This window comes from Halanaerobium saccharolyticum (genome assembly GCF_004362045.1).
GTDB lineage: Bacteria > Bacillota > Halanaerobiia > Halanaerobiales > Halanaerobiaceae > Halanaerobium > Halanaerobium saccharolyticum_C.
The window spans coordinates 36,177-61,952 of record NZ_SNWX01000007.1 but is presented as its reverse complement, the minus strand read 5'-3'; the positions used below and the strand labels follow the sequence as shown (position 1 = coordinate 61,952).

Annotated in this window: 20 protein-coding genes, 2 tRNA genes and 3 riboswitches; of the genes, 19 read left to right on the top strand and 3 right to left on the bottom strand. The window is 34.4% G+C overall.

Annotated elements, in window-relative coordinates:
* Positions 1–77 precede the first annotated feature (77 nt).
* Positions 78–1,217, top strand: a complete 1,140-nt coding sequence (locus DFR79_RS06345) for a hypothetical protein (protein ID WP_133514660.1) — start codon at positions 78–80, stop codon at positions 1,215–1,217.
* Here DFR79_RS06345 and DFR79_RS06340 read toward each other — a convergent pair whose 3' ends face one another.
* Together DFR79_RS06340 and DFR79_RS06335 are read right to left on the bottom strand one after the other, a co-directional pair.
* On the bottom strand, positions 1,218–2,444 hold the full coding sequence (locus DFR79_RS06340) for an NAD(P)/FAD-dependent oxidoreductase (protein WP_133514659.1): 1,227 nt from the start codon (positions 2,442–2,444) through the stop codon (positions 1,218–1,220). It lies immediately after the preceding gene.
* A 103-nt stretch (positions 2,445–2,547) separates the two neighbouring features.
* Positions 2,548–2,634 (bottom strand) — tRNA-Leu (locus DFR79_RS06335).
* Positions 2,635–2,782: 148 nt separating this feature from the next.
* A riboswitch (cyclic di-GMP riboswitch) is annotated at positions 2,783–2,857 on the top strand.
* Positions 2,858–2,949: 92 nt separating this feature from the next.
* Here DFR79_RS06335 and DFR79_RS06330 point away from each other — a divergent pair.
* The 5 genes from DFR79_RS06330 to DFR79_RS06310 all read left to right on the top strand — a co-directional run bounded on the left by DFR79_RS06330 (position 2,950) and on the right by DFR79_RS06310 (position 8,403).
* A complete protein-coding gene (locus tag DFR79_RS06330) occupies positions 2,950–4,938 on the top strand; it encodes a bifunctional diguanylate cyclase/phosphodiesterase (protein WP_133514658.1) in 1,989 nt (662 codons plus the stop codon).
* Between the two features lie 40 nt (positions 4,939–4,978).
* The gene (locus DFR79_RS06325) at positions 4,979–6,949 is read left to right on the top strand and encodes a methyl-accepting chemotaxis protein (RefSeq protein WP_133514657.1); all 1,971 of its coding nucleotides are present in this window, start codon (positions 4,979–4,981) and stop codon (positions 6,947–6,949) included.
* A gap of 156 nt (positions 6,950–7,105) precedes the next feature.
* Positions 7,106–7,309, top strand: coding sequence for a cold-shock protein (locus DFR79_RS06320; RefSeq protein ID WP_076545296.1), 204 nt, complete (start codon positions 7,106–7,108; stop codon positions 7,307–7,309).
* Positions 7,310–7,481: 172 nt separating this feature from the next.
* Positions 7,482–8,318 carry a DegV family protein gene (locus DFR79_RS06315; protein ID WP_133514656.1) on the top strand — a complete coding sequence of 279 codons (837 nt, stop codon included), beginning with the start codon at positions 7,482–7,484 and terminating at the stop codon, positions 8,316–8,318.
* Positions 8,319–8,327: 9 nt separating this feature from the next.
* Positions 8,328–8,403: transfer RNA gene (locus DFR79_RS06310), tRNA-Thr, on the top strand.
* Positions 8,404–8,415: 12 nt separating this feature from the next.
* Here DFR79_RS06310 and DFR79_RS06305 read toward each other — a convergent pair.
* A complete protein-coding gene (locus tag DFR79_RS06305) occupies positions 8,416–9,135 on the bottom strand; it encodes a hypothetical protein (protein ID WP_243727727.1) in 720 nt (239 codons plus the stop codon).
* A 202-nt stretch (positions 9,136–9,337) separates the two neighbouring features.
* Positions 9,338–9,423, top strand: a riboswitch (cyclic di-GMP riboswitch).
* 50 nt (positions 9,424–9,473) lie between these two features.
* Here DFR79_RS06305 and DFR79_RS06300 point away from each other — a divergent pair.
* From DFR79_RS06300 to carB, 13 genes are all read left to right on the top strand, one after another.
* Positions 9,474–11,267, top strand: coding sequence for a FapA family protein (locus tag DFR79_RS06300; RefSeq protein ID WP_133514654.1), 1,794 nt, complete (start codon positions 9,474–9,476; stop codon positions 11,265–11,267).
* A 13-nt stretch (positions 11,268–11,280) separates the two neighbouring features.
* Positions 11,281–11,838 (top strand): HD-GYP domain-containing protein, encoded by a 558-nt coding sequence (locus tag DFR79_RS06295; protein WP_133514653.1) that lies wholly within the window; start codon positions 11,281–11,283, stop codon positions 11,836–11,838.
* A gap of 91 nt (positions 11,839–11,929) precedes the next feature.
* A complete protein-coding gene (gene modA / locus DFR79_RS06290) occupies positions 11,930–12,721 on the top strand; it encodes a molybdate ABC transporter substrate-binding protein (RefSeq protein WP_166637992.1) in 792 nt (263 codons plus the stop codon).
* Entirely contained in the window at positions 12,718–13,575 is an 858-nt protein-coding gene (locus tag DFR79_RS06285) for a molybdate ABC transporter permease subunit (RefSeq protein ID WP_133514651.1), read from the top strand. Before modA ends, DFR79_RS06285 begins: the two co-directional genes overlap by 4 nt.
* A 181-nt stretch (positions 13,576–13,756) precedes the next feature.
* Complete coding sequence (locus DFR79_RS06280) at positions 13,757–14,893, top strand: pyridoxal-phosphate-dependent aminotransferase family protein (protein ID WP_133514650.1); 1,137 nt, start codon at positions 13,757–13,759, stop codon at positions 14,891–14,893.
* A riboswitch (Fluoride riboswitch) is annotated at positions 14,885–14,954 on the top strand. (Overlaps the previous gene by 9 nt.)
* Before the next feature lie 108 nt (positions 14,955–15,062).
* Positions 15,063–16,253, top strand: a complete 1,191-nt coding sequence (locus tag DFR79_RS06275) for a cation:proton antiporter (RefSeq protein WP_133514649.1) — start codon at positions 15,063–15,065, stop codon at positions 16,251–16,253.
* An 86-nt stretch (positions 16,254–16,339) separates the two neighbouring features.
* Positions 16,340–16,636, top strand: a complete 297-nt coding sequence (locus DFR79_RS06270; RefSeq protein WP_243727726.1) for a hypothetical protein — start codon at positions 16,340–16,342, stop codon at positions 16,634–16,636.
* On the top strand, positions 16,636–17,238 hold the full coding sequence (locus DFR79_RS06265; RefSeq protein WP_133514648.1) for a permease: 603 nt from the start codon (positions 16,636–16,638) through the stop codon (positions 17,236–17,238). Before DFR79_RS06270 ends, DFR79_RS06265 begins: the two co-directional genes overlap by 1 nt.
* Before the next feature lie 182 nt (positions 17,239–17,420).
* Positions 17,421–17,852 carry a complex I 24 kDa subunit family protein gene (locus DFR79_RS06260; RefSeq protein WP_133514647.1) on the top strand — a complete coding sequence of 144 codons (432 nt, stop codon included), beginning with the start codon at positions 17,421–17,423 and terminating at the stop codon, positions 17,850–17,852.
* A 45-nt stretch (positions 17,853–17,897) separates the two neighbouring features.
* A complete protein-coding gene (locus DFR79_RS06255) occupies positions 17,898–19,130 on the top strand; it encodes a complex I 51 kDa subunit family protein (protein WP_133514646.1) in 1,233 nt (410 codons plus the stop codon).
* A complete protein-coding gene (locus tag DFR79_RS06250) occupies positions 19,123–20,835 on the top strand; it encodes an NADH-dependent [FeFe] hydrogenase, group A6 (RefSeq protein WP_133514645.1) in 1,713 nt (570 codons plus the stop codon). The genes DFR79_RS06255 and DFR79_RS06250 overlap by 8 nt, the downstream gene beginning before the upstream one ends.
* 381 nt (positions 20,836–21,216) lie before the next feature.
* Positions 21,217–22,290, top strand: coding sequence for a glutamine-hydrolyzing carbamoyl-phosphate synthase small subunit (gene carA / locus DFR79_RS06245; RefSeq protein ID WP_133514644.1), 1,074 nt, complete (start codon positions 21,217–21,219; stop codon positions 22,288–22,290).
* Between the two features lie 77 nt (positions 22,291–22,367).
* Complete coding sequence (gene carB, locus DFR79_RS06240) at positions 22,368–25,583, top strand: carbamoyl-phosphate synthase large subunit (RefSeq protein WP_133514643.1); 3,216 nt, start codon at positions 22,368–22,370, stop codon at positions 25,581–25,583.
* Positions 25,584–25,776 lie beyond the last annotated feature (193 nt).

Below are 25,776 nucleotides of genomic sequence, written 5' to 3'. Positions count from 1 at the left end.
ATATCAAAATTTTATTTTCTTGAGCAAGAAGTTAAAAGTAGAGAGTAGGTTATTTAATTAAATAGGAGGTAATATATATGACTGAAATTAAGCTGGATACTTTAAAAGACCTTATTCAAGATCAGGAAAGCCCCTGTGTTTCAATTTATTTATCAACTAAGGCTGTGCATAATGGAGAATTCAAGAAATTAGAAATTGAGTTTAAAAATCGGCTGCAGGAAGTTGAAGAAAAACTCAAAGAAAAGTGGGATTACAAGCAGCGAGAGGTTGATGAATTTTTAAAACCAGCATTTTCTCTGGCAGCTGACAGCAGCTTCTGGCAGCAGCAAAAAGAGGGGCTGGCAGTCTTTATTGCACCTGATAGATTTGAATATTTCAAACTTGCAGTTGATACCTATGATAAGTCATATGTAAGTTATAATTTCAATCTAAAACAGTTAATTGCAGAATTACATGATAATCAAAAATACTATCTTCTAGCTATGAGTCCAAAGCATAATCAACTGTACCAGGCTACCAGAGATAATATTGAAGAAGTTGAAGTAGAGAACTTACCTCTCAATATTAAAGAGTTTTTAAATCTTGATGATGAAGCAGCTGAAAAACATCAATCTGTTAATACAGCAGGTGGATCAGCAGTATTTCACGGACAGGGTGGAGCACCGGATGATGATAATGAAGATTTAATGCATTATTTAAAAGAAATTGATAGGATTATTAATTTAGAACTAAAAGATGAAGACAGTTATCTTGTTATAGCTGCTGATGACAGTGTATTTGCTCTTTATAAAAATATTAATAATTATGATAAATTAGTGGAAGAAAATCTAAGTGGTAATGCAAAACAGATGAATAAAAAGGTTTTACGAGAAAAAGGATGGGAAATTGTAGGTCCACATCTTTATGATTATTTAAGAGAAGTTAAGGATAAATATTTAGAGCTTAAATCAGGAGATAAATGTTCAGCTGAGTTAGAAGATATTGTTGAAGCTGCCCATTACAGTAAAATTGATACCCTTCTGCTTAATAAAAAAGCTGAGAAGGACGGAGTTTTTGTTGAAGCTGAAAATGAAATTAAAGTGATGGGTAATAATGATGATTATGATCTTTATAATTTTGCTGCCATGCAGACAATTAAAAATGGGGGAACAGTTTATTCTCTGGAAAAAGAAGAGATGCCAGATGGAGAAGATATAGCAGCGATTTATAGATATTAATTATAATCTTTCTTTAAGTTCGCTGCCTGCCAAAAAGGCTGTAGAAAAAGCAGCCTGCAGATTATAGCCGCCGGTATCTCCATCAATATCTAGAACTTCGCCGGCAGCAAAAAAGTTACTAATAATTCTTGATTCCATATTCTGGGGATTGATCTCGCTGAGGTCAATCCCTCCTTTTGTTACCATGGACTGATTAAAGTTCGCTAAACTTTTAATTTTAAATTCTAAATTTGAAAAAATTTCAATAATTTCTTTTCTTTCCTGTCTAGTCAGATGAGCTGCATTCTGGCTGCCGTCAATCTCTGCAATTTCAAGTATCTTTTCAATTAATCTCTGGGCAATTGGGAATTTAATTAAAAGATTGAGTAAATTCAATTTCCCTTCTCTTTCAATTTTTTTGAGCAGGTTGTTTTCTAACTCTTCCTTAGAATAGTTTAATAACATTACTTTTATAATATCTCCTTTTTGCATATAACGGGAATAATTAATAATTCCCGGTCCGGAGAGTCCTTGATGTGTTAACAACAGATCACCACTCCAGCTTTTTATTAAATTTTCCTTTCTCCAGAGTGAAACCTCTTTATTCTTAAGCGAAATTCCACTCAGCATTTTGAACTGATAATTTTTAATAATTACTGGGGCTAAAGCAGGTTGTGGTTCGATAATATTATGACCTAAACTACTGGCAATTTGAAAGCCATCACCTGTTGAACCTGTTCGAGGAAAGGATTTTCCTCCGGCTGCAAGCAAAAAATATTTACTTTTATAAATTTTATCTGCAGTTTTAATTTTAAATCGTCCGGTTTTATATTTAACATTTTCTACTGGAGTATTATATATTATTTTAATTCCTCTAGCTTTTGCTTCTTTTAATAATACATTTAAAATATCAGAGGCTTTATTTGACTCAGGAAAAATCTTTCCACCTCTAGCTTTTCTAAATTTAATCCCTCTATCTTTAAAAAATTTCATTAACTGATGATTGTCAAAAGTATAAAGAGGTCCCATTAGAAAATTATAATTTTCTCCATAGTGATCAAAGAACTGAGAAATATCACCTGCATGGGTTAAATTACACTGACCTGAACCGCTGATTAAAAGTTTTTTGCCGGCACTGGAGTTCTTTTCTAAGATTATAATTTTTTTATTCTCATTATTTTCTGCAGCCTGAACAGCAGAAAAAAGTCCTGCTGGACCAGCACCTGCAATAATTAAATCAGCATTCATTATTATTCCCTCCATTTATATTAATTGGTTTTTCTTCCATAAATTAAAAAAATCTCCCGGTAAGGAGATCTTAAAAAGTCCTATAATTGTTGATATGTAAAGATGGTGCCGAAGGTGGGACTCGAACCCACACATCCGTGAGGATAATGGATTTTGAATCCATCGCGTCTGCCAATTCCACCACTTCGGCATCAACATTATCTATTTTAACATAGAAAAATAGCAAAAGCAAGTGCTGTCACTTTGAAATAACAAGAAATTAAAACAAAATTTGTTAATCAAATAACTTGAATTATAGTCTTAGCTTTAGTACAATATAATTACTAAAAGAAAATATATTGAATTAAGGGCAAAACTGCTGTAAAGCAGTGACGCAAAGCTATGGGTCTTACTGAGACTGCCAGGCTGCAGAGATTAACGCCCGACCTCTAATGGTCGGTTTTTTCTTTTTATTAACATACTTTTAGCAGCTAGAAATACAAAAATTTACTTTGGAGGGTCATAAATGGATGTTATATTTAAACTAAAAAATAAGCTGGAAGAAATTGACCCATCACGGATGAGTTTTAAAATCATGGTGAAATACTTTGCTCTGGGAGTCATCTGGATTTTAACATTTGAATATTTAATTAATTACTTTTTTTCTGAAAACAATTTTTTTGTCCTCTCTCATTTGATCAATGAATTTCTTTTTGTAGTTTTTTCTTCAATTTTAATTTATGTTTTTATAAAAAGAGGATTAAAAAGTCACTATGTAATTAGTAAAAGTATCATCGATAAAATTGAAAAAATTAAAACTGAAGAAGATAAAATTAAAAAATTTAATTTAATTGAGGATATGATAGATGTTGGAATCTGGGAATATGATCTGAAGAAAAAAGAATTATATTTATCTTATTGGGCCCAGAATAAACTAAATATCCATCAAAAATATACTCGGCAGGGACCAATTGAATCAATAAAAGAATATATACATCCTGAAGATAGAAAACAGGCTCAGGAAAAATGGGATCTTTTTCTTGCTGGGGAAAATAAAAATTATAAGAATGTTTTTAGAGTAAAAAATAATTCAAAGTATATTTATATCAAACATAGTGGTAGATTTTTAGAAAATGACGAGGAGAGAGCAGTTAAAGTAATTGGAACTACAACAGAAATAACAAGAGAAAAACGGTTAGAAAATAAATTATATCAGTTAGCTTATTACGATGATTTTACCAATTTACCCAATGAAAAATATTTTTCTGAAAAATTGGAGAGTCAGATTAAAATCTCTCAGAATTCTAAAACGGAGCGGGAATTTTCTGTTTTTTATCTCGAAGTAATAGACATGGACAATATATCTAATGTAATTGGTTCACTACATGGAAATCAGACTGCACAAAAAATTGCGGATATTCTAAAATATGATTCAGAACCTGATTTAATAAGTCATTATTATGGTGACAAATTTTTGCTTTTATTTAAAAATATATCTAACAAGGAAGAAATTAAAGCTAAGGCAGAAGAAATTTTGAATTCAATAAAAAAGCTCTGGAAAGAAAATGAAATTAATTATTTTTTGAATTTTAAAATTGGTATTACAATTTATCCTAAAGATGGAGATGAAGCTAAAACCCTAATTACCAGAGCTCATCACGCGATGCATACAATTGAAGACAGCAGTAAACTTTATCAGATCTATGATCGGACTATTTACTTTGAAAAACTAAATAATAGTCAGTTAAAAAATGATTTGAGAAAAGCTGTAGAAAACGGAGAACTAAATCTTGTTTATCAGCCTAAAATTAATCTACAAAACGAAAAAATAGTAGCTCTGGAAGCTTTACTTCGCTGGCATCATCCAGAATTTGGTCAGATTTCGCCCGGATATTTTATTCCGATTGCCGAACAGAGCAACTTAATAACTCAAATTACCCGCTGGGTGATCAAAAGAGTGATTAAAGAATTCTCGGAGAATGAAGTATTAAGAGAATCAGAAAAAATAATTTCAATTAATTTATCTGCCTATGATCTAAAGGATGATTCACTAATTACTTTTTTAGAAAATTTAATTGAAAAAAGGGAATTATGTCCTGATCAGATTGATTTTGAAATTACAGAATCAATTTTTCTGGATGCAGCTGAGCGAGACTTAGAAAATTTAAATAAATTAAAAAGAGCTGGCTTTTATATTTCTCTTGATGATTTTGGTAAGGGTTATTCCTCGCTTTCTTATTTAGCTAAACTACCGATTGATATGCTAAAGATTGACATGTCTTTTATTCGTAATTTAGATCAGAGAAAAACCAGAATCTTAACTGAAAAGATAATTGAACTTTCCCATGAGCTTGATTTTATGGTTATTGCAGAAGGAGTAGAAGAACAAGAGGAACTGGAAATATTAAAGAAATTGAACTGTGATTTTGTACAGGGATACTATTATTATCGTCCGATGCCAATAAATGAATTAGAATCTATTATTTCTATAGATTGCAATATTCAGTCTGTATGATATAATTTTACTATCACATAGAAAAAAGGTAGGGGTTTAAATGCTTAATTCAATCAAGGGAAAAATGTTACTGGCAGTCACAATCTTAATTTTACTTATTGTTGGTGGAACAGCTTTTACTTTATATAATCAATCAACAAATATTTTAGAAGAAACAATAATGTCAAGTGCTAAAGAGAGTGCGAGACAGAATTCTAACACCATTAATCAATGGCTAAGTGGGATAGAAGTATTCTTAAAAGATTTAGCTGATTCTAATGATGTTCAGACTATGATGTGGAGCAGTCAGGAAAGATATCTCAAAGAAGCAAAACATCCAGAACTGGAAAATATAATTGTGGCAAGACCGGATGGAAGAGCTAATGTAGTTGGCGGTGAAAATATTAATGTTTCCGACAGAAATTATTTTCAGAGGGCGCTAGAAACAAACGAAGTCACATATTCAAATGCACGTCCCAGTCAATTAACTGAGGGTAATGTGATTTCTATTGCGGTACCTATTGTTGACCTGGGAGAACAGGTTGGTGTTTTAATTGGAACTGTTTCTACTGAGTATTTACAGCAGTTAATTACTGAGATGAACATCAATGGGGCCGGGTATGGCTGGATTATAAATCAAAATAAAAATACCATTGCTTATCCGGAACAGGAGTACATAGCAAGTAGAGAACTGGCCGAAAGCAATCAGGATCTTATTTCAATTACAGACAAGATGATTGCAGAAAAAAGTGGAGCAGTTCATTATAGCTTTAATAATCAGCGAAAAATAATGGCCTATCATCCTGTAGATATAAATGGATGGTCTGTTGCTATGACAGCAGACAGGTCAGAAGTTATGAGTGACCTTGTTAATTTGAAAAATGTCAGCTTAATTATTGCACTGGCTGCTTTAATAATTGGAATAATAGTTACAGTAGTTATTGCCTCTTATATAGCAAAACCGCTTAATTATGTTACTGCAACTGCCCAGAAACTGGCAGCCGGTAATTTTAATATTAATATTGAGGATAAATATCTAAAGCGGAAAGACGAAATTGGAAAATTAACAAATTCATTTTCCGAAATGATCAATAACCTAAAATCAATGATTCTGGATGTCAAAAACGTTTCAGAGCGGGTTGCAGCCTCCAGTGAGGAACTGTCTGCAAGTGGAAATCAGGTTGGAGAAAGTGCAGATGAGGTAAGTAAAGCTATCCAGGAAGTGGCTTCTAACACTGAAGAACAATCAGCTCAGGTTGAGGAAACTTCTGCAACTATGGAAGAGTTAATCAAACAGATTACAATGATCAATACTTCTTCTGATGCTATGGACCGTCAGTCAGTGAATGTAATGGAAAATATAGAAAAAGGTAATCAGTCGATTGATAAATCTGCAGCTGAAGTCAATAAAGTTAAGAATAATTCGGAACAGGTAGAAAAAGCAGTTCATTCTCTGGCTGAGTCATCCCAGAGAATTGGAGAAATTGTTAGTCTGATCAAAGATATATCTTCTCAGACAAATCTGCTTGCTTTAAATGCAGCCATTGAGGCTGCCAGAGCAGGAGAGGCGGGACGCGGTTTTTCAGTAGTAGCAGACGAAATAAGACAGCTGGCTGAAGAATCAAATCAGGCCACAGATGAGATTACAGAATTAATAGCAGATATTCAGAAAGATGTACAGGCTTCGGTAGAAAACATGGAGGAAACAGAAGAAGTAGTTGATTCCAGTGTTAGTTCTATTGAGGAAAGTGGGACAGCATTTGAAGAAATAGAACATACAGCAGGAGTATTAAGCAGAATAATTACCAATATAAATAATAAAGCAGAAGAAATGGCAGCAAATAGTGAGGATGTAGAAAGAGCAATTAGAGAAATTGCAGCAGCAAGTGAAACTGCAGCTGCCAACGCTGAAGAAGTTGCAGCTTCCAGTCAGGAACAGAATGCAGCCACAGATGAGATTATTACTGCTTCCCAGGAGCTGGCAGAGATGGCAGAAGAGCTATCAGATTCTATTTCCAGGTTTAAATTGTAAGTGATTGTGAGTATAAGATCAATACATTTAAATATATTGATAAATTGCAAATCAGAAAAATTTGACAAATAAGAAATCAAATGATATATTTAAATCACTGAGTATTCTAAACTAGTTACACATACTCAGCTTAAATTTTAGGAGGAAGATATTAATATGGTTTACACAGGAAAAGTTAAGTGGTTTGATGAGAAAAAAGGTTATGGCTTTATTGAAAGAGAAGATGGCGACGACGTATTTGTACATTTCTCTGCTCTTCAGCAGGAAGGTTTCAAAACTTTAGAAGAAGGTCAGGAAGTTGAATTCGAAATCGTTGAAGGCGATCGTGGACCTCAGGCAGAGAATGTTGAAGTTATATAATTAAAACATAATTATGTAAGCTTGCCCCGACTGTTAATTTGGTCGGGGCTTTTCTATGTGCAAATTGAAAATAAAATTGAATTAATTTGTTGATTTTTGCTTACAATAAAGATAAAATTATATAGTAGATTAAACTTTAAAGTTTTAAATAGAATATATTGGAGGTAATACTATGGACTTCAAAATAATAGTTGACATCTGCTGTGATTTAACAGAAGAATTAAGAAAAAGATTTAATATCTCAACAGCACCACTGTCGATAGATGTGGGAAATAGGCACTTTGTAGATGATGAAGATCTTGATCGAGAAGGTCTATTAAACGCAATGCGCAACAGCAGTGAGGCTCCTAAAACTGCAAGTCCGGGTCCAGGGCCTTTTTTAGATTTATATCGAAAATACGAAAATATTTTTGTGGTAACACTTTCTAAAGAATTGAGTGCAACTTATCAGAATGCTGTCCTGGCAAAGGAAATGCTGATGGAAGAGGCTGAAAATAAATTTGTCAAAGTTTTTAATTCTTTTAGTGCTTCTGCAGGTGAGACAATGATTGCTTATAAATTGGGTGAATTAATCGAAGCTGGTTTAACTAGAGAAGAGATTGTAGAAAAGACTGAAAAATACGTTGAAGAAATGCAGACATTGTTTGTACTAGATTCTTTAGATAATTTGATTAAAGCAGGACGCATGGGAAAATTGAAAGGTAAAATTGCTTCTTTTTTTAATATAAAGCCCGTTTTAGGGGCTACTGCAGAAGGAACTATAACTCTTGTTGATAAAGCCAGAGGTAGTAAAAGAGCAGTTAGAAAGCTGATAGATAAAATTGGAGAAAAGGGAGAAAACTTAGAACAGAAAGTACTTGGTATTGCTCACTGTAATGCTTTAGAGAAAGCAGAATTTATAAAAGAACAGGCTTCAGAAAAGTACAATTTCAGAGAAATAATTATTGTAGAAACTGCTGGAATCAGCACAGTCTATGCCAATGAAGGTGGGATAGTACTGGCTTTTTAGTAGAAAAAAGCCGGTGTAGCTCAATTGGTAGAGCAGTGGTATCGTAAACCACAGGCTGCAGGTTCAACTCCTGTCACCGGCTCCATTGATATATTTTCTAAGCTTTCCAGGCTTCTACAAACTTAGTTAAACCCTGCAGGAAAAATCCTCCTGCAACCCAGTAATAAACTAATTCTGGGTTAGAAATAATTAACATTCCAACAATTATATAAATTAAACCTGAAAATACCAGTGTTACTTTACCTGTTTTATCTGCTTCATCTGCCAATTTATCCACCCCCGAAATTAAGGCACTTGATTTATAATGCCTTAAGATCTTATTTTTTGGATTAAATTCTCCCAGATGTGATCTTAAATCTTTCCAGAAATCCGGGAAAAATATTATATTCAAAAATATTCCTCCGAGCAGTAAACTTAAGAGATAAGTTGTGCTGTGCCAGTAATCTCCCCCGCTTAATAATAAACCAATCTCATCCATAAACAATCCCAGTCCGATTCCATAAATTAAAGCATTGTCTCTGCGGTCTATAAATTCTGTCCTGGTAATCGAAAACCACCCGGCCAGAGCAATTAGAAATATTCCGATATATAAATGATGAATATGATAGCCGAAAAGGATTATATTTGAACCGATATAAAATTGTAGATCACCAGTTTTAGCAGCAGTTGAGGCTGCACTACCAGCAGAACCGGCAATCATTACAGCCAGTCTAATAAATAAAAAAGTTAGAAGGTAGGAGCTGCTGATAATAAAAGGTATTCTTCCATCTTTTTCATAATTTTCTTCTTTGTTATTCTTTTGAGCAGTAATTAGCATCACCTCCCAAAATTTTATTTACATTAAGTATAATAAAAGCTTTGTTTTATTGCAAGATTATAGCTAACAAATATTATGAAGTTTTTGTGAGGATACATAATATAAACTATCCAACTTTGCCTGATTAAACACTATAAAAATGATTTAGGGCTTCTGTTAAAATAAAGGATAATGAGTGCTAATCAAGAATATAAATATTAGAGTATATAAAAGGCAAAATTGTTGAAAAACAGTGACGCAAAGTTAAGGGGTCTAAGGCTTGAGAGCTATGATTGCCCGACTGCCACCTTTATCCAGAGGGATGGTTCTTTGTAAAAATAGGGGAAGAAGGTGTAACTATGACTAACAGCAATGGAAAAATAGAAATTAAACAGGGTAAAATTTTAGTTTCTGATCCAGAAGGTAATGGCAGGTATGCCAGACTTAAACCTGGAGAAGGAATTGAAATTTATCTAAATGGCGAAAAAATAAAAGAAGAAAGGGTAGTTTTTGCTGACAGTAAAATTGAAATAAAAAAAGAAAATCAGGATGCTAAAAAAGAGCTCAGTTTAGAATTGAATAATAATGCTATGGAGGCTTATTTAAATATTGAGCTGCAGCCTTCCTATCAGCTTGAAATTAAAGATCATTCGCCCTCTGATCTCGTAGAAGTTGAAGCCGAAAAAACAGGGGAAGAATATCCTGAAATAGAAAAATCGGAAATTTCAATTATTCTGCTGCAGAATAGAGTCAGGTATGGAGTTAAAAAAGATCTGATAGAAGAAATAGCAAAAAATAATAAGAGCGGAAATTTTTTGATTGCCGAAGGAAAGGAAGTAATTCAGGGTGAGGATGCAAAAATTGAACCAGTAGAAAAAGACGAAAGAACTCTGAGCCGTGATTTTAATTGTATTACTTCTTTTTCTGTAGGAGAGATTGTAGCCGAAAAAATACCGGCAGTTCCAGGCAAGGACGGGATAAATGTCCAGCAGGAAAGGGTTAAAGCTCCACAGGTTAAGGATTATCAGTTGACAGCAGGCAATGGTATTAAATTGATTAAGAATAATATGAAAGCAGTAGCTGTGGATGCTGGCAGACCTAAAATTGAAAAGAAAAAAGATAAATTTGTGGTATCAATTGTACCTCAGTATGTTGTCAATGGAGATGTTGATAAAACGACCGGAAATATTAAATACGAAGGGGATTTAATTGTTCAGGGAGGAATTTTTGATTATTTTGATGTCAGAATTGGGAATAATCTGCAGGTCAAAAAAAGTATTGCCGGCTGTAAGGCTTCAGTAGATGGTGATGTACTGGTAAAAGAAAATATTGTCCATAGTGAAATCACAGCCGGATTATTTATGCCAATAAAATTAATAGAGAAGATTAAAAAATTATATGAAGAATTGGATGCTCTTCTCCAGGCAGTTGATCAGATTTTAGGTGCTGCCAAAAATAGAAAAGGATTTTTAGAAAAAAATATGCAGCTTGGAAGGATCCTACGGCTGCTCTTAACCGATAAGTTTAAAGAATTACCACCACATGTTGCAGAGCTGGCCGAAGAGATGGAAGAATTTAATTTTGAATGGAAAGCTGCAGCTACTTTAAAAGAACTGCATTCTGAGTTTAAGGGTTATAAAAAAATCTTGAGGCTTAAAAACACGGAACTTTTTGAAAAGTTAAGAGAAGAGTTGGAAAATATTATTGATTCACAGGAAAATTTAAAGGAATCAGATGTTTATGCAAAATATATTCAGAATTCGGAAATTACTGCTTCTGGAAATGTAATTATCATGAAAAAGGGCTGCTATAATTCTACGATTCATTCGGGGCAGAGTATTATTAATATTTCTGGCAGAGGTTTTATCAAAGGTGGAAAATATTTTGCCAGAGATTATATTTATTTAAAGGAGGTAGGAAGCTCCTTAAGTGTTACTGAATTTCAAGTGGGTAAGGGGATTTATATCAAAAATACAGCAGGTAATATCAAAATTAGTTCTGCTGGAGATTTTATTTTTATAGACAGGCCAAGATCAAATATTTACTTAGAGGTAGATCAACAGGGTCAGCTCAAACAAAAGGTGGGTTCTCCTGATTTCAAAAAATTAAAAGAAATTTCTACTTATCAACAGATACCAATTGTAAAAGCTTAAGGGGGGATTAATTATGGATAATGAAATGAATTTAATATTACTTTTGTTTGAGGGGCATGACCTACATAATCAAAGACACGCCCAAAAAACTGCTATTTTTGCAGAAATGATTGCCGAAGAATTAAAAATGTCAAAAGCTGAAATTGAGCTTCTAAAAAAGGGAGCTCTATTACATGATGTTGGTAAACTTTTACTGCCACATGATATTTTAAATAAACCAGGAAAATTAGATAAAGTAGAGAAAGAAGTAGTTAGTGAGCATCCCGAAATAGGAGCTAATCTTTTAGAAGAAGCTGGTTATGACCAGAGAATTATTGAAATTGCAAAATACCATCATGAATGGTGGAACGGGAGCGGTTATCCTGAAGGATTAGAAGGGGAGCAGATTCCCCAGATGGCTCAGATTATCTCTATTATCTCTGCTTTTGATGTAATGACTTCTTCTAATATTTATTCTTCAATTAAATCGATTGAAGCAGCTCTGACAGAATTAGCTGATTACAGCGGTCTTCAATTTTCGCCTCACCTAGTAGAGGTTTTTAGTAAAATTGTGAGAAGAGAAATTATCTAGATTTATTTAACTGTAACTATTAAGTGAATTACTATGTTCCCATTATATGAGGTTAAACCTAACGAAATTGATTTTAAAGAGGTTGATAAAGATGGAAAAAAGAAAGATAAGCTTGATTTTAAGTTTTATTATATTGATTCTAATTATGTTTACACTCCAGACATCTGCCGCTGCTGCAATTAGAGTAATGGCAGCAGCCAGCTTACAGGAGCCTTTAAATGAAATAAAAGAAAGATTTGAGGCGGAAAATACTAATTTTGAACTTGAAATCAATTATGCAGGCAGCCAGGCACTTTTTAGTCAGATTAAACTGGGAGTAAAATTTGATTTATTTTTATCAGCTAATTTTCATTATTTAGCTCAGTTAAAAAAGGAAAATATGATTACAAAAGATAAAATATTTGCTAAAAATGAATTGATTATAATCATAAACTCTAGCAGTAAAAAAGTTGCCAATCTAGAACAATTACTGGGCAGTGATTATTCTCTGCTTATTGGAGCAGAAGCAGTTCCGGTTGGAGATTATACTCTAAAAATGTTCAATCAATATTTAAAATCAATTTCAAATAAAGAAAAGAGACAAAAATTAAAAAACAGTTTTGATTCTGCAGTTGTTTCCCGGGAATTTGATGTAAAAAGTGTATTAAATAAAGTTAAATTAGGAGCGGCTGAGGCTGGAATTGTCTATTTAAGTGACTACAGTCAGGATGAAAATTTGTATAAAGTCGAGATTCCGGCAGAATATAATATTGAGGCCAGTTATTATATGGGGTTGAGCCAGCAATCGCAAGCTGGAGCAGTAAAATTTTATAATTATATTTTAAGTACGGCAGCTCAGAAAGTATTTGGAGAATATAATTTTAAGCAGGTGCAAAATAAATGAATGAGAATATTTTCTCAGAAGCAGAAAAGAAAAACAACAGTTATCAAAAAACAGCTCTATTTTCACCGACTTATTTTAATGAACCTCAGAGCTTTTCCTTTACTGCTCAAATTTTAATTATTCTGACAGCAGCTTTGAATATAATTTTTATTGGTCTTGTAATCTCATCTCTATTTATTGAAAGCTCGGTCACAGATATTATTAATGTTTTCAGTAGTGTCAATATCTTATCTGCATTTAAAATCACATTTTTTTCCTTAAGTATTTCCGCTTCATTGACAGTACTGCTGGGTACCCCCTTCAGTTATCTGATCAGCCGTAGAAATCAATATATTAATAAAATATTAAATATTTTGATCAGTTTACCGCTTTTGCTTCCTCCAAGTATTACTGGTCTAGCACTACTTTTAAGTTTTGGCAGTCGAGGGATATTAGCCAGTTTGACTTCTAATCTTGTTTTTAGTTTTACTGCCCTTATTATTGTTCAACTATTTGTAATGCTGCCTTTATTTACTTTGACCTTAAAAAACTCATTTTCTTCAATTGATGAAAACATAATAGAAGCAGCTGTAGTTGAAGGTGCAGCTGAAAATGATCTTTTATTTAAAGTTTATCTACCATTAAGTTTAAGAGGATTTACTACAGCTTTAATCATTTCGATTTTAAGAGCAGCTGGGGAATTTGGAGCCACTATAATTTTTGCTGGTAATATGAGCGGCAAAACTCAGACTTTAACTACGGCAATTTATAGTTTGACCCAGACAAATTTATCTCAGGCTGTTGCCCTGGCTGTAATTATGATCAGTGCCTTTTTACTTCCTTTATTTCTGGTTGAATTCAGGATTAAAGATTAGCTTTGACTCCAGAACTGAAAAAATAAGTAATTGTTCAAAAAAAGAGGCTGTACTGTTTATTCAACGATAATCACTTCAAATCAAAAATGACAGTACAGTTTCTGAGACAAATCAGCTTGACAATCTCCTATAAAAAGTTATAAAATCTATATTAGACCGTAAAAATATGGGAGTGATTTTTGTGAGTGATTTACTAATAATGACACCCGGTCCAACTGAGGTTAGCGAAGAAGTTAGACGGGCAATGAGTCGCAAAATTACCAACCCTGATCTTGATCCTGAATTTTTTGATTTTTACCTGGATGTAAGTTCAAAATTGCAGCAGGTAATGAGAACAAAAAATGATGTGATTATTATGAGTGGGGAGGGGATTTTAGGACTGGAATCTGCCTGTGCTTCCTTAATCGAGCCAGGAGATAGGGTTTTAGTCTTAGATAATGGAATCTTCGGGAGAGGATTCGCTGATTTTGCTGATCTTTATGGAGCAGATGTTATAAGATGGGAATTCCCATATGATAAAGAGATTGATATAGATAAATTGAAATCAAAGCTGGCAGCAGAAAACGATTTTAAATTTGCTACCTTTGTTCACTGTGAAACTCCAACTGGGGTAATAAATAATGCTGAAGAGATCACTAATTTATTAAATAAATATAATATTTTATCCGTTGTAGATTCTGTTTCTGCAATTGGTGGTGTGCCGATAGAGGTAGATAAATGGGGAATTGATATAATTCTTGGAGGTTCTCAAAAATGTCTTTCGGTTCCGCCGGGACTGACTTTTATGAGCGTCAGTGATGCGGCCTGGGAAGCGGTAAATAATAGAAAAACTGCTGTCAGGGGTTATTATACCAATTTACAGCTCTGGCAGAACTGGTATGAAGAAAAATATTTCCCTTATACTCAGGCAGTAAGTGATATTTATGCTCTAGATGCGGCTCTGGATAAATGGCTGGCAGATAAAGAGGTTTTTGAGCGCCACAGTAAAATTGCTGCGGCTGTCAGAGAAGCAATAAAACAATCCAATCTTAATTTATATTCCGAAAATGGTCATTCTGATACAGTTACTGCAATAGTAATACCGGAGGGTATAACTTATCAGGAGTTAAATCAGCTGATGACAGAAAGCCATAATGTGATGATTGCAGCCTCACTGGGAGAATTTGAAGATAAATTAATCAGAATTGGCCATATGGGAGAAAATTGTTATGAAGAAAAATTATATCGCACTTTAAAGGCTTTTGATCACAGCTTGCGAGAACTTGGTTTTGATCTAAATGTAGATTTACATAAGATATTCGTAAATGAAATGAATTAAGGGGATGGAGCTCCCCTTTTAACTACTGGAGGAAATGACAGTTGATGGCTCCTATCTATTTAGGATTACCCTATCTAGATAGGAGTTTTTTTTATGGTTTATGGTACCGGGTACTTGGAAATAATTTCCAAGTACCCGGTACCAAGGTACCAAGAAAGGAGAGATTACTTTGGCTTTAAGTTTAGCTCTAATTATTTTATTTGCATTATTATTTGGGAGGTTTTTTGATAGATTAAAGCTGCCTGCTTTACTGGGAATGCTTTTAATTGGAATTTTCTTGGGCCCTTATGGCTTTGATTTAATAAGTCAGGATATCTTAAATATTTCTTCAGATTTAAGAATGATTGCTTTAATTGTGATTTTAATTAGGGCTGGTCTGGGGATTGAAAAGGAAACCTTAAAAAAAGTGGGAGTTCCAGCAGTTAAGCTAAGTTTTATTCCCGGGTTAATGGAAGGGACAGCTGTGATTTTAGCTGCTATTTATTTGCTGAATTTTGGTTTTGTAGAAGCTGGTATTTTAGCTTTTATTATAGCTGCGGTTTCACCGGCAGTAGTAGTACCCCAGATGTTAGCTTTAATTGAACAGCAGAAAGGAACAAAAAAAGGGATTCCCACTCTGGTTTTAACTGGGGCTTCAGTTGATGATGTTGTGGCAATCACAATTTTTTCTGCTTTTTTAAGTATTTATGGAGGCCAGCAGATCAATGTTTTGAGACAGGTTTTAAATGTACCAATTGCAATTCTGCTGGGTATTATTTTAGGTACAGGGATTGCTTTATTTTTAATTTATATTTTTAAAAAATATCATATTCGTGATACCAAAAAGGCACTGCTGCTTTTGAGTTTCGGAATTCTAATGAATTCTTTAGAACATTTTTTAGAAGGAATAGTTCCAATAGCTACTCTACTTGGAATTATGGTAATTGGTTTTGTAATTCAGGAGCGTTATTCAGTTTTAGGGAAAAGATTATCCTCTAAATTTAATAAGATCTGGGTTTTTGCAGAATTGATGTTATTTGTTCTAATCGGGGCCGAAGTAAATATTTACCTTGCGCTGGAATCAGGTTTGATTGGATTAATTATCATCGCTATAGGATTAGGTGCAAGATCACTTGGTGTTTTGATTTCATTAACTGGAACCCATCTTAATTTAAAAGAAAGAGCTTTTTGTGTTCTGGCATATACACCAAAAGCTACAGTTCAGGCTGCAATTGGTGCAATACCTCTGGCGGCAGGTGTAGCTTCAGGAGAACTGATTCTGGCCCTGGCAGTCTTATCTATTGTAGTCACAGCTCCTCTGGGAGCAGTAGCTATTAAAAAAGCGGGTCAAAACTGGTTAAGTGATGATTCAGCTCTTTAAAAGCTGCTGATTGTCCAGAAATTTTATTTTATAAAGAAAAAATATATGTAAAAAAATCAGATCTTTTTGCTTTTTTGACACCAGAGTTGATTAAAGAATTTCTAGGAGGAGATTTTTCTTTAATTCAGGTTGGAGCAGCCGCTTTATTTGGAGCAGTAATGATGATTCCCAGTTTGATTGCCCTCCCTTTAGCTGGATCTCTAATTGATGCTGGAGCTTCATATACACCGATAGCAGCTTTTATTACGACTTTAACTATGGTCGGTTTTGTTACTCTTCCAGTTGAATTAAAAGAGTTAGGTAAAAAAATAACAATTTATAGAAATAGTCTTGCTCTGATTTTTGCTGTAGTAATTGCATTTATGATTGGGGTGTTTATTTAATGGGAGCAGCAAAAAATATTGAAAATACAAATGGAAAAGAAAATAACCAAAAAATACAGGCTGAAAAGCAGCAGAAAAAAATAAAAGATAATCTTAAAAAGATAATTAAAACTCTTATTTTTTGGGGAATAATACTGGCAGTATTTAAATATTTTTTTCCTGAACGATTTCCAGATGCAGTTTCTATATCAGTTCGCTACTTAAGAGAAATGGTTATGATTTTTCCGGCAGTGCTTGTTATTATGGGATTGTCTGACCGCTGGGTGCCCACAGCACTGGTAGAAAAATATTTAGGATATAATTCTTCCTTCAAGGGAAAATTTCTAGCAGTTTTTTTGGGAACACTGCCCACCGGACCAATGTATATTGCTTTTCCAATTGCAGCAGAACTCCTGCGCAAAAATGCAAGTCTTTCTAATGTTATAATATTTTTAGGAGTCTGGGCTTCATTGAAAATTCCTCAGTTAGGAGTGGAAATTCAATTTATAGGACTCAAGTTTTCAATACTCAGATTTATTTTTACTTTAATCTCAATTTTTCTGATTGGATTTATAATGGAAAAAATAATAAATTTAGAGAAAATTAATAAAAACTTTAAATAAATTTAATATTTTATAAATAAAAGAAGTTATTAACATTTGATTATAATGGTTCAGATGTGATATTATTAACTTAACGCAGAAAAGTCAGAAGAGAAAAAGTATATATTTTTGACTCAAAAGACTGAAAATTCATAAAAATTTGATTAATTTAGTTAAAAATATCACAAAGGAGTTGGTTATTAATGGATAAGTTTAAATCTCTATTTTATCAGGACAGCCTCTTAGAAAAACTGCATCAATTTCAGAATACTTATGGTTATATTCCGGAAGCTGAAATTGAAAATCTGTCTGAGAAATATCAATTATCCAGAGCAAATGTTTACGGAGTTATTTCATTTTATTCAATGTTTTATACCGAACCGACAGGAAAATATATAATTAGAATTTGTGACATTATTTCCTGCCATCTCAACGAATCCGATTCTGTTCTAAAGGCTGTAAAGTCATATCTGGACTTGAAAAGTCACCAGACTACAGAGGATAAAAAATTTACATTAGAGGTGGTAGAATGTCTGGGCCACTGTGGAGAAGGTCCTGTAATGATGGTTAATAATAAGATATTTACAAAAATAAATAAAAATAAGGCTCTGGAAATTTTAAATGACTGTATGTAATTTTAACTTCAACTTTACAGGAATATTTTTGAAAGGAGTGAGCTTATGGTTCAGGAAAAATTATATCTAAAAGGGGATAAACTGCTGGATATTTCGAATTATGAATTTAAATCAATAAAAAATGCACTACAAATTGGTAGAGAAAAAACAATTCAAAAAATAAAAGATTCAGATTTAAAAGGCCGTGGGGGAGCAGGATTTCCAACAGGAATCAAATGGGAAATGGCAGCAGATGTTGAAGGGAAAGAAAAATTTGTGGTCTGTAATGCTGATGAGGGAGAACCAGGGACTTTTAAAGACAGATATTTACTGGAAGAAAGGCCGCTGAAAGTTCTGGAAGGTATTATGCTTGCAGCTTATGCTGTTGGTGCAGATAAGGCATATATTTATATTAGAGGAGAATATTCAAGAGCAATTGAGGTGTTTTCTGAAATAATTAAAGCTGCTCGAGAGAAAAATATTCTAAATGATAATCTATTTAACAGTGGTTTTAAATTAGAATTAAAACTTGTTCGAGGAGCAGGTGCCTATGTATGCGGGGATGAAACATCATTAATTAATTCCATTGAGGGAAAAAGGGGACGGTCCCGGATTAAACCTCCTTATCCGATTGAAAAAGGATTGTTTAAGCAGCCGACAGTAGTTAATAATGTTGAGAGTTTATGCTGTACCGCAGAAGTTATGAATCCGGATTCTGAAGATTTTTCAGAGCTTGGAACTGAAGGAAGCCGGGGAACAAAATTACTCTGTTTAAGTGGTGATCTAAATAGACCTGGGCTTTATGAAGTTGAGTTTGGCCAAATTACTCTTATAGAAATAATTTATGATTTAGGTGGAGGCATTAAGGGGAGTGAGGATTTAAGATTTGTGATACCTGGAGGAATTTCAACGGCAGTAATTAAAGCAGATGATTTAGATTTTCCCTACAGCTACCAGGCTTTTGAAAAAAGAGGCAGCAGTCTGGGTTCTGGAGCGGTTATTGCAGTCAGTAAAAAGCATGATCTTTTAGATTTAATGTTGAATGTTTCCAGATTTTATATGGATGAAACCTGCGGCACCTGTTTTCCCTGTCGAGAAGGAAATAGGCAGATTAATAAAATATTAAAAGCATTTAAAGAAGAAGACGGGAAAATAGATACTGAATTAATTTCAGATATTGGTAATACTATTAGATTGGCAGCTCGCTGTGGACTGGGACAGTCTTCTCTTAATTTTATAACATCGGTTATTGAAAACTATGGCAAAGAATTAAAGTTTGGAGGTAAAATCTATGCTTAGAGCAGAAATTGATGGACTTAATATAGAACTGGAAGAAAAAATGAGTATTTTAGATGCTGCCAAAAAAGCAAATATAAATATTCCTACTCTCTGTTATGAAGATGGACTGTCAATTTATGGTGGTTGTAGACTCTGTGTTGTGGAAATTGAAGGAGAAGATCTGCTTAAACCTGCCTGTGCAACTAAAATTGAAGCAGGAATGAAAATAAAAACTCATTCTAAAAAGGTAAGAGACCTGAGGAAAAATCTATTTGAATTAATTATTGCAACTCATAATATTGATTGTCAGCTAAACTGTTTAACCTGCAGCCGGGCCAGCAACTGTGAGTTAAAGGATATTGCTGAAGATATTGGATTATCTAAGATGAGATTGGCCCCCATCAAACGCGGTGATAGTATTGATAACTCCAGTTATTCAATTGTTAGAGAACCAGAAAAGTGTATCAGCTGTAATCGCTGTATCAGAAAATGCGAAGAAGTACAGGGTATTGGCATTTTTACAACAGCAAATAGAGGTCCAGAAACTGTAGTTACCACTTTTAAAGATAGAGGTATGGGGAATGTAGAATGTACTAACTGTGGTCAGTGTATTCTTTCCTGTCCCACAGGTGCTCTGCACGAACTTTATCAAAAAGACTCAGTTTTAGATATTTTAAATGATGAAAGTAAACATGTAGTTGTCCAGACTGCACCTGCAGTTAGAGTTGCAATTTCCGAACCTTTTTCCAAGCAGGCAGGAGATATATCTACCGGTCAGCTGGTTACAGCACTAAAAAGACTTGGCTTTGATGCAGTATTTGATACCAATTTTGCCGCTGATTTAACAATTATGGAGGAAGGTACAGAATTAATCGAAAGAATTAATAATAAGGGAGAATTGCCACTATTTACTTCCTGCAGTCCGGGCTGGATTAAATTTATTGAGCATTTTTATCCAGAGTACCTGGATAATTTGTCATCTGCTAAATCACCCCAGCAGATGTTTGGAGCAGTTGCTAAAAGCTATTATGCAAAAGAAGCAGGTATTAATCCTGATGATATTGTGGTAGTCTCAGTAATGCCCTGTACAGCCAAAAAGTTTGAATCGAAGAGAGAAGAGATGGCAGGAGATGTGGATTATGTTTTAACAACTAGAGAACTTGCTTCTATTATTAAGTCGGCAGGTATAGATTTTCTTAATTTAGAAGAGAGTGAATATGACGAATTGTTAGGAGTTTCCTCAGGTGCAGCAGATATTTTTGGGACTACTGGTGGAGTAATGGAAGCAGCACTGAGAACAGCTACTGAACTAATCACTGGAGAAGAACTTAGGAAAATAGAATTTGAAGATGTAAGAGGTCTGCAAGGAATAAAAAAGGCAGAAGTAGAGATTGGTGGTTTAAAACTAAAAGCTGCTGTTGCTAATGGACTTGGTAATACCCGGAAAGTAATGGAAATGGTCAAAGAGGGAGAAGAGTTTGATTTTGTAGAATTTATGGCCTGCCCGGGAGGATGTATGGGTGGTGGAGGCCAGCCAATTTCCTCTGATCAAAATGTTTTAGAAAAAAGGCAGCAGGCTATTTATCAGATAGATAAGAATAAAAAGTTAAGGAAGTCTCACGAAAATCCGTATATTAAAAAGTCATATGATGACTATCTTGAAAATCCGGGTAGTGAAATTGCTCATAAATTACTGCATACCAAATATAAGGCCAGAAAAATTTAATTAAAATTAAGAAAATGCTGTTAAATTAAGTATTAATTAATCTAAAATAATTAATTTTCTTAATCTTAGCTTCTCTATTGACAGTTTAATTTTTAAATGGTAAACTATACAACAATAATAAAAGAATATAATTTCCTTTTAAATCAGTCCAGAGAGGCTGGTAAAGGTATACAGGTATAGCTATATTTAGATTTTATAGTCTAACTATATCAATTTTAACCTTCAAACCATTCTTTCTGGGGCGAGGGTTTTATTTTTATCAATAAACTTTAGTGATTTGATTTACAAACTGATTAAAAAAGTAAAGTAGTAAAGTAATAAAGTAGAATTACTAAAATCACTGCAGTGATTCTAGTAAAAGAAAAAAGTGGAGGTAGTTCAATGAAAAAAGCAAAACTTGTTCTAGAAGAAGGGAGTATTTTCGAAGGGAAAATTTTTGGGGCTGAAAAAGAAAGTGCTGGCGAAATTGTTTTTAACACCAGTATGACTGGATATCAGGAAATTTTAACTGATCCTTCCTACAAAGGAGAAATAGTATGTATGACTTACCCTTTGATAGGTAATTATGGAATTAATACTGATGATTTTGAGTCTTCTAAATCACATGTTAATGGTTTTATTGTCAAAGAATTTGCTGAAGAACCGGAAAATTGGCGCCTGAAAAAGAAACTTGAGAAATACTTAAAGGAAAATGGAATTACAGCAATCAGTGGGATAGACACCAGAGCTCTTACTAAAATACTTCGACGACAGGGAACAATGCGTGGAATCATAACTACTGAAAATTTGGATCAAGAAAAATTAATAGAGAAAGCAAAAAAAGCTCCCGGACTTGCAGGTCGAGATTTAGTTTCACTGGTCAGCAGAGAAGAAATTGAAAAATATGGAGCAGGAAATAAATATAAGGTAGTTTTAGTTGACTGTGGAGCTAAAGCAAATATTAAGGATTCACTGCTTAAGCGGAATTGTGAAGTAATAATGGTTCCGGCCAGTACTTCAGCCAGGAAAATTTTAAATTTTGAACCTGATGGAGTAATGTTTTCGAATGGTCCCGGAGATCCGGAAGCTGCAGACTATGTGGCAGATACAATTGCTGATCTTTTAGGTGAAGTTGCAATCTTTGGAATCTGTCTTGGTCATCAGCTTTTAGGTCGAGCCTGTGGTGCTGACACATATAAACTTAAATTCGGTCACCGGGGAGCAAATCATCCGGTTAAAGACTTAAGTACAAATCGAGTCTATATCACTTCTCAAAATCATGGTTTTGCGATCAGGGAAGAATCTTTGCTGGATCTGGAGCTGGAATTGACCCATATTAATGTTAATGATAAAACAGTAGAAGGTTTTAAACATCAAAAATATCCGGCATTTTCTGTTCAGTATCATCCAGAAGCTTCTCCAGGACCTGAAGACTCACACTATTTATTTGACCAATTTATAGAAATGATGAGCTGATGGTACCAGCTGATGGTACCGGGTACTTAGAAAATATTTCCATTTCAATAAATTTCAAAAATTTAAAGGAGGAAAAGATGCCTAAAAGAGAAGATATCAAAAAAGTTATGGTTATTGGTTCAGGGCCAATTATTATTGGTCAGGCAGCAGAGTTTGATTATTCAGGAAGTCAGGCCTGTCGGGCTCTTAAAGAAGAAGGGCTGGAAGTTGTACTTGTTAACAGCAACCCGGCCACAATAATGACAGATGAGAATATGGCAGATCGGGTATATATTGAACCTTTAACCGTTGATAGTATAATAGAAATTTTAAAAAAAGAAAATCCGGATGGATTGATTCCTACTTTAGGAGGACAGATTGCTCTAAATCTAGCAATAGATTTAGCAGAAACAAATATTTTAAAAGATTTGAATGTAGAGCTTTTAGGAACTCCAATTGATACAATTGAGAAGGCAGAAGATAGAAATAATTTTAAGGAATTAATGAATGAAATAGGAGAACCAATTTTAGACAGCAAAATTGCGGAAAATATTGATCAGGCAAAAAAAATTGCAGCAGGAATTGGTTATCCTGTTATTGTGCGTCCGGCCTATACAATGGGGGGAACCGGTGGTGGAGTTGCTGATAATTTAGAGGAATTAAAAGAGATTACCGCCCGTGGTTTTAAACACAGTCTAATCGGACAGGTTTTAATAGAGAAAAGTATTAAAGGCTGGAAGGAAATAGAATATGAAGTAATGCGGGACAAAAATGATAACTGTATAGTTGTCTGCAACATGGAAAACTTTGATCCGGTTGGAGTTCACACTGGAGATAGTATTGTAGTAGCTCCCAGCCAGACTCTGACAGATAAAGAATATCAGATGTTTAGAAGCTCTGCCTTAAAGATAATTAGAGCCCTGGGGATCGAGGGAGGCTGTAATGTTCAGTATGCCCTGGATCCAGAGAGTTTTCAGTATTATATAATTGAGGTAAATCCTCGAGTCAGTCGTTCCAGTGCTCTGGCTTCCAAAGCAACAGGATATCCGATTGCTAAAGTTTCAGCCCGGATTGCCCTGGGTTACACTCTAGATGAGATAGAAAATGCGATTACGGGTAAAACTACGGCCTGTTTTGAACCGGCCTTAGATTATGTAGTTTTTAAGATTCCTCGCTGGCCTTTTGATAAATTCCATTATGCAGATCGTGATCTTGGAACTCAGATGAAGGCGACCGGAGAAGTAATGGCTATCGAAAGAAATCTGGAAGCTTCAATGCTTAAGGCGGTGCGTTCACTGGAAATCGGACGTTATGGCTTTTATTTAGAAGAATTTAGAAAAATGAGTGATCAGGAGATTGAAGAAGATTTATTTGCAGCAGATGATAATAGATTATTTGTGATTGCTGAAGCGCTTCGTCGTGGTTGGACAGTTGAGAAAGTCCATCAGTTCACTGAGATTAGTACTTTCTTTTTACACAAAATAAAAAATATTATCGAGCTAGAAAACTCGCTGGCAGCAAATAAAGATAAGATAAATGAAAGTAGAGAACTTCTGCTGGAGTCTAAGGAAAAAGGATTTTCGGATTCGGAGATTGCTCTTTTAACTGAAAGAACTGAAGCAGAAATAAAATCTATTAGAGATCAGCTGCAGCTTAAACCAGTTTTTAAAATGGTGGATACCTGTGCGGCAGAATTTGAAGCAGAAACACCGTACTATTATTCTTCCTACGAGAAGGTTAATGAGGCTGAACCAACAGATAAGAAAAAAGTTATGGTTATTGGTTCAGGTCCAATTAGAATTGGCCAGGGGATAGAATTTGATTACTGCAGTGTTCATTCTGCCTGGACCTTAAACGAAGAAGGTTATGAGTCGATTATTGTTAATAATAATCCAGAAACTGTGAGTACAGATTTTGATACCTCAGATAGATTATACTTTGAACCCCTGACAAAAGAGGATATTATGCATATTATTGAGAATGAGAAACCTGAAGGTGTAATCTGTCAGTTTGGTGGTCAGACTGCCGTTAATTTAGCAGAGCCGCTGGCAGAAGCAGGAGTAGAAATTTTAGGAACTTCAGTTGACTCCATTGACCTTGCAGAAGATAGGGATAGATTTATTGGACTTTTAAATGAACTTGAGATACCTGTTCCGGCTGGAGAAGTTGCCGCTTCACTTGCGGAAGCAGAAAAAATTGCAGCTGGGATTGGTTATCCAGTACTTGTTAGACCTTCGTATGTACTTGGAGGTCGAGCAATGGAAGTTGTATATAATAAAGAAGAATTAGAAGAATATATGAAAAATGCTGTTAAAGTATCACCTGACAGACCGGTACTGGTCGATAAATATTTAACCGGGACTGAGATTGAGATAGATGCAATTTCTGATGGAGAAACAGTTATCGTGCCTGGAATTATGGAGCATGTAGAGCGAGCAGGTGTTCATTCGGGAGACAGTATAGCGGTTTATCCCCCACATCGTCTTTCGGAAGAGTTGAAAGAAAAAGCGGTGGAATATACCGAAAGAATTTCGAGGGCCCTAAATGTCAAAGGTGTTGTCAATATTCAGTATGTGGTCAGCGAGGGAGAAATTTTTGTCATTGAAGTTAATCCCCGCTCCAGCCGGACAATTCCTTATCTCAGTAAAGTAACAGGAGTACCAATGGTTGATCTGGCAACAAAAGCTTTACTCGGTCGCAAATTAAAAGATTTAGGTTGGGAAAGTGGAATGGTTCCTGAAAAAGAGCATGTAGCAGTTAAGGTGCCTGTTTTTTCCTTCTCTAAATTAACTCAGGTAGATACCAATCTGGGACCGGAGATGAAATCAACAGGTGAGGTTCTTGGGCTTGCTGAGAGTTATGAAAAGGCCCTCTATAAAGGATTAATTGGAGCTGGACTTGAAATTCCCCGAGCTGGTACAATTCTGGCTACAATTGCCGATAAAGATAAGGAAGAAGCAGTAAGTTATATTAAAGACTTTGCAGAACTCGGTTTTAAAATTGCTGCCACTGAGGGAACAGCAGCAGCTTTAAAAGAAGAGGGGCTGGAAGTTGATATTGTTAAAAAGATAGGAGAGGGCTCACCTGATTCACTGGAGATGATTGCTGATGATCAAGTTGATCTGGTAATCAATACTTTAACTAAAGGAAAGGTTCCGGAAAGAGATGGCTTTAAAATCAGAAGGTCAGCTGTAGAAATGGGAATTCCCTGTTTAACTTCTCTGGATACCACTCATGCTATGCTCAAAGTTTTAAAGGAAATTGAACATGGTGAGAGAATAGAGTATAAAGCACTTCAGGATTATCAAAAGTAATATTAGGTACCGGGCACTTGGATTTATTTTCCATATAATAATTTATTGGTACCGGGTACAAAAATCATTTTTGTACCCGGTACCTAAAATATGCTGCCTAAAACAAAAATAAACCCTTGACTTAAAATTTATACTCTGATAAAATTAATTCAAATAAATAATGATTCTTTAAATTAGTCCAGAGAGGCTAGTA

What these genes read in the sequence shown, in the direction of transcription:
- DFR79_RS06340 (WP_133514659.1), bottom strand. Translation starts at nt 2,444, where the DNA reads ATGAATGCTGATTTAATTATTGCAGGTGCTGGTCCAGCAGGACTTTTT.
- DFR79_RS06325 (WP_133514657.1), top strand. Translation starts at nt 4,979, where the DNA reads ATGCTTAATTCAATCAAGGGAAAAATGTTACTGGCAGTCACAATCTTA.
- DFR79_RS06255 (WP_133514646.1), top strand. Translation starts at nt 17,898, where the DNA reads ATGGTTCAGGAAAAATTATATCTAAAAGGGGATAAACTGCTGGATATT.
- modA (WP_166637992.1), top strand. Translation starts at nt 11,930, where the DNA reads ATGGAAAAAAGAAAGATAAGCTTGATTTTAAGTTTTATTATATTGATT.
- carB (WP_133514643.1), top strand. Translation starts at nt 22,368, where the DNA reads ATGCCTAAAAGAGAAGATATCAAAAAAGTTATGGTTATTGGTTCAGGG.
- DFR79_RS06345 (WP_133514660.1), top strand. Translation starts at nt 78, where the DNA reads ATGACTGAAATTAAGCTGGATACTTTAAAAGACCTTATTCAAGATCAG.
- DFR79_RS06315 (WP_133514656.1), top strand. Translation starts at nt 7,482, where the DNA reads ATGGACTTCAAAATAATAGTTGACATCTGCTGTGATTTAACAGAAGAA.
- carA (WP_133514644.1), top strand. Translation starts at nt 21,217, where the DNA reads ATGAAAAAAGCAAAACTTGTTCTAGAAGAAGGGAGTATTTTCGAAGGG.
- DFR79_RS06300 (WP_133514654.1), top strand. Translation starts at nt 9,474, where the DNA reads ATGACTAACAGCAATGGAAAAATAGAAATTAAACAGGGTAAAATTTTA.
- DFR79_RS06330 (WP_133514658.1), top strand. Translation starts at nt 2,950, where the DNA reads ATGGATGTTATATTTAAACTAAAAAATAAGCTGGAAGAAATTGACCCA.
- DFR79_RS06295 (WP_133514653.1), top strand. Translation starts at nt 11,281, where the DNA reads ATGGATAATGAAATGAATTTAATATTACTTTTGTTTGAGGGGCATGAC.
- DFR79_RS06250 (WP_133514645.1), top strand. Translation starts at nt 19,123, where the DNA reads ATGCTTAGAGCAGAAATTGATGGACTTAATATAGAACTGGAAGAAAAA.
- DFR79_RS06320 (WP_076545296.1), top strand. Translation starts at nt 7,106, where the DNA reads ATGGTTTACACAGGAAAAGTTAAGTGGTTTGATGAGAAAAAAGGTTAT.
- DFR79_RS06285 (WP_133514651.1), top strand. Translation starts at nt 12,718, where the DNA reads ATGAATGAGAATATTTTCTCAGAAGCAGAAAAGAAAAACAACAGTTAT.
- DFR79_RS06260 (WP_133514647.1), top strand. Translation starts at nt 17,421, where the DNA reads ATGGATAAGTTTAAATCTCTATTTTATCAGGACAGCCTCTTAGAAAAA.
- DFR79_RS06305 (WP_243727727.1), bottom strand. Translation starts at nt 9,135, where the DNA reads ATGCTAATTACTGCTCAAAAGAATAACAAAGAAGAAAATTATGAAAAA.
- DFR79_RS06265 (WP_133514648.1), top strand. Translation starts at nt 16,636, where the DNA reads ATGGGAGCAGCAAAAAATATTGAAAATACAAATGGAAAAGAAAATAAC.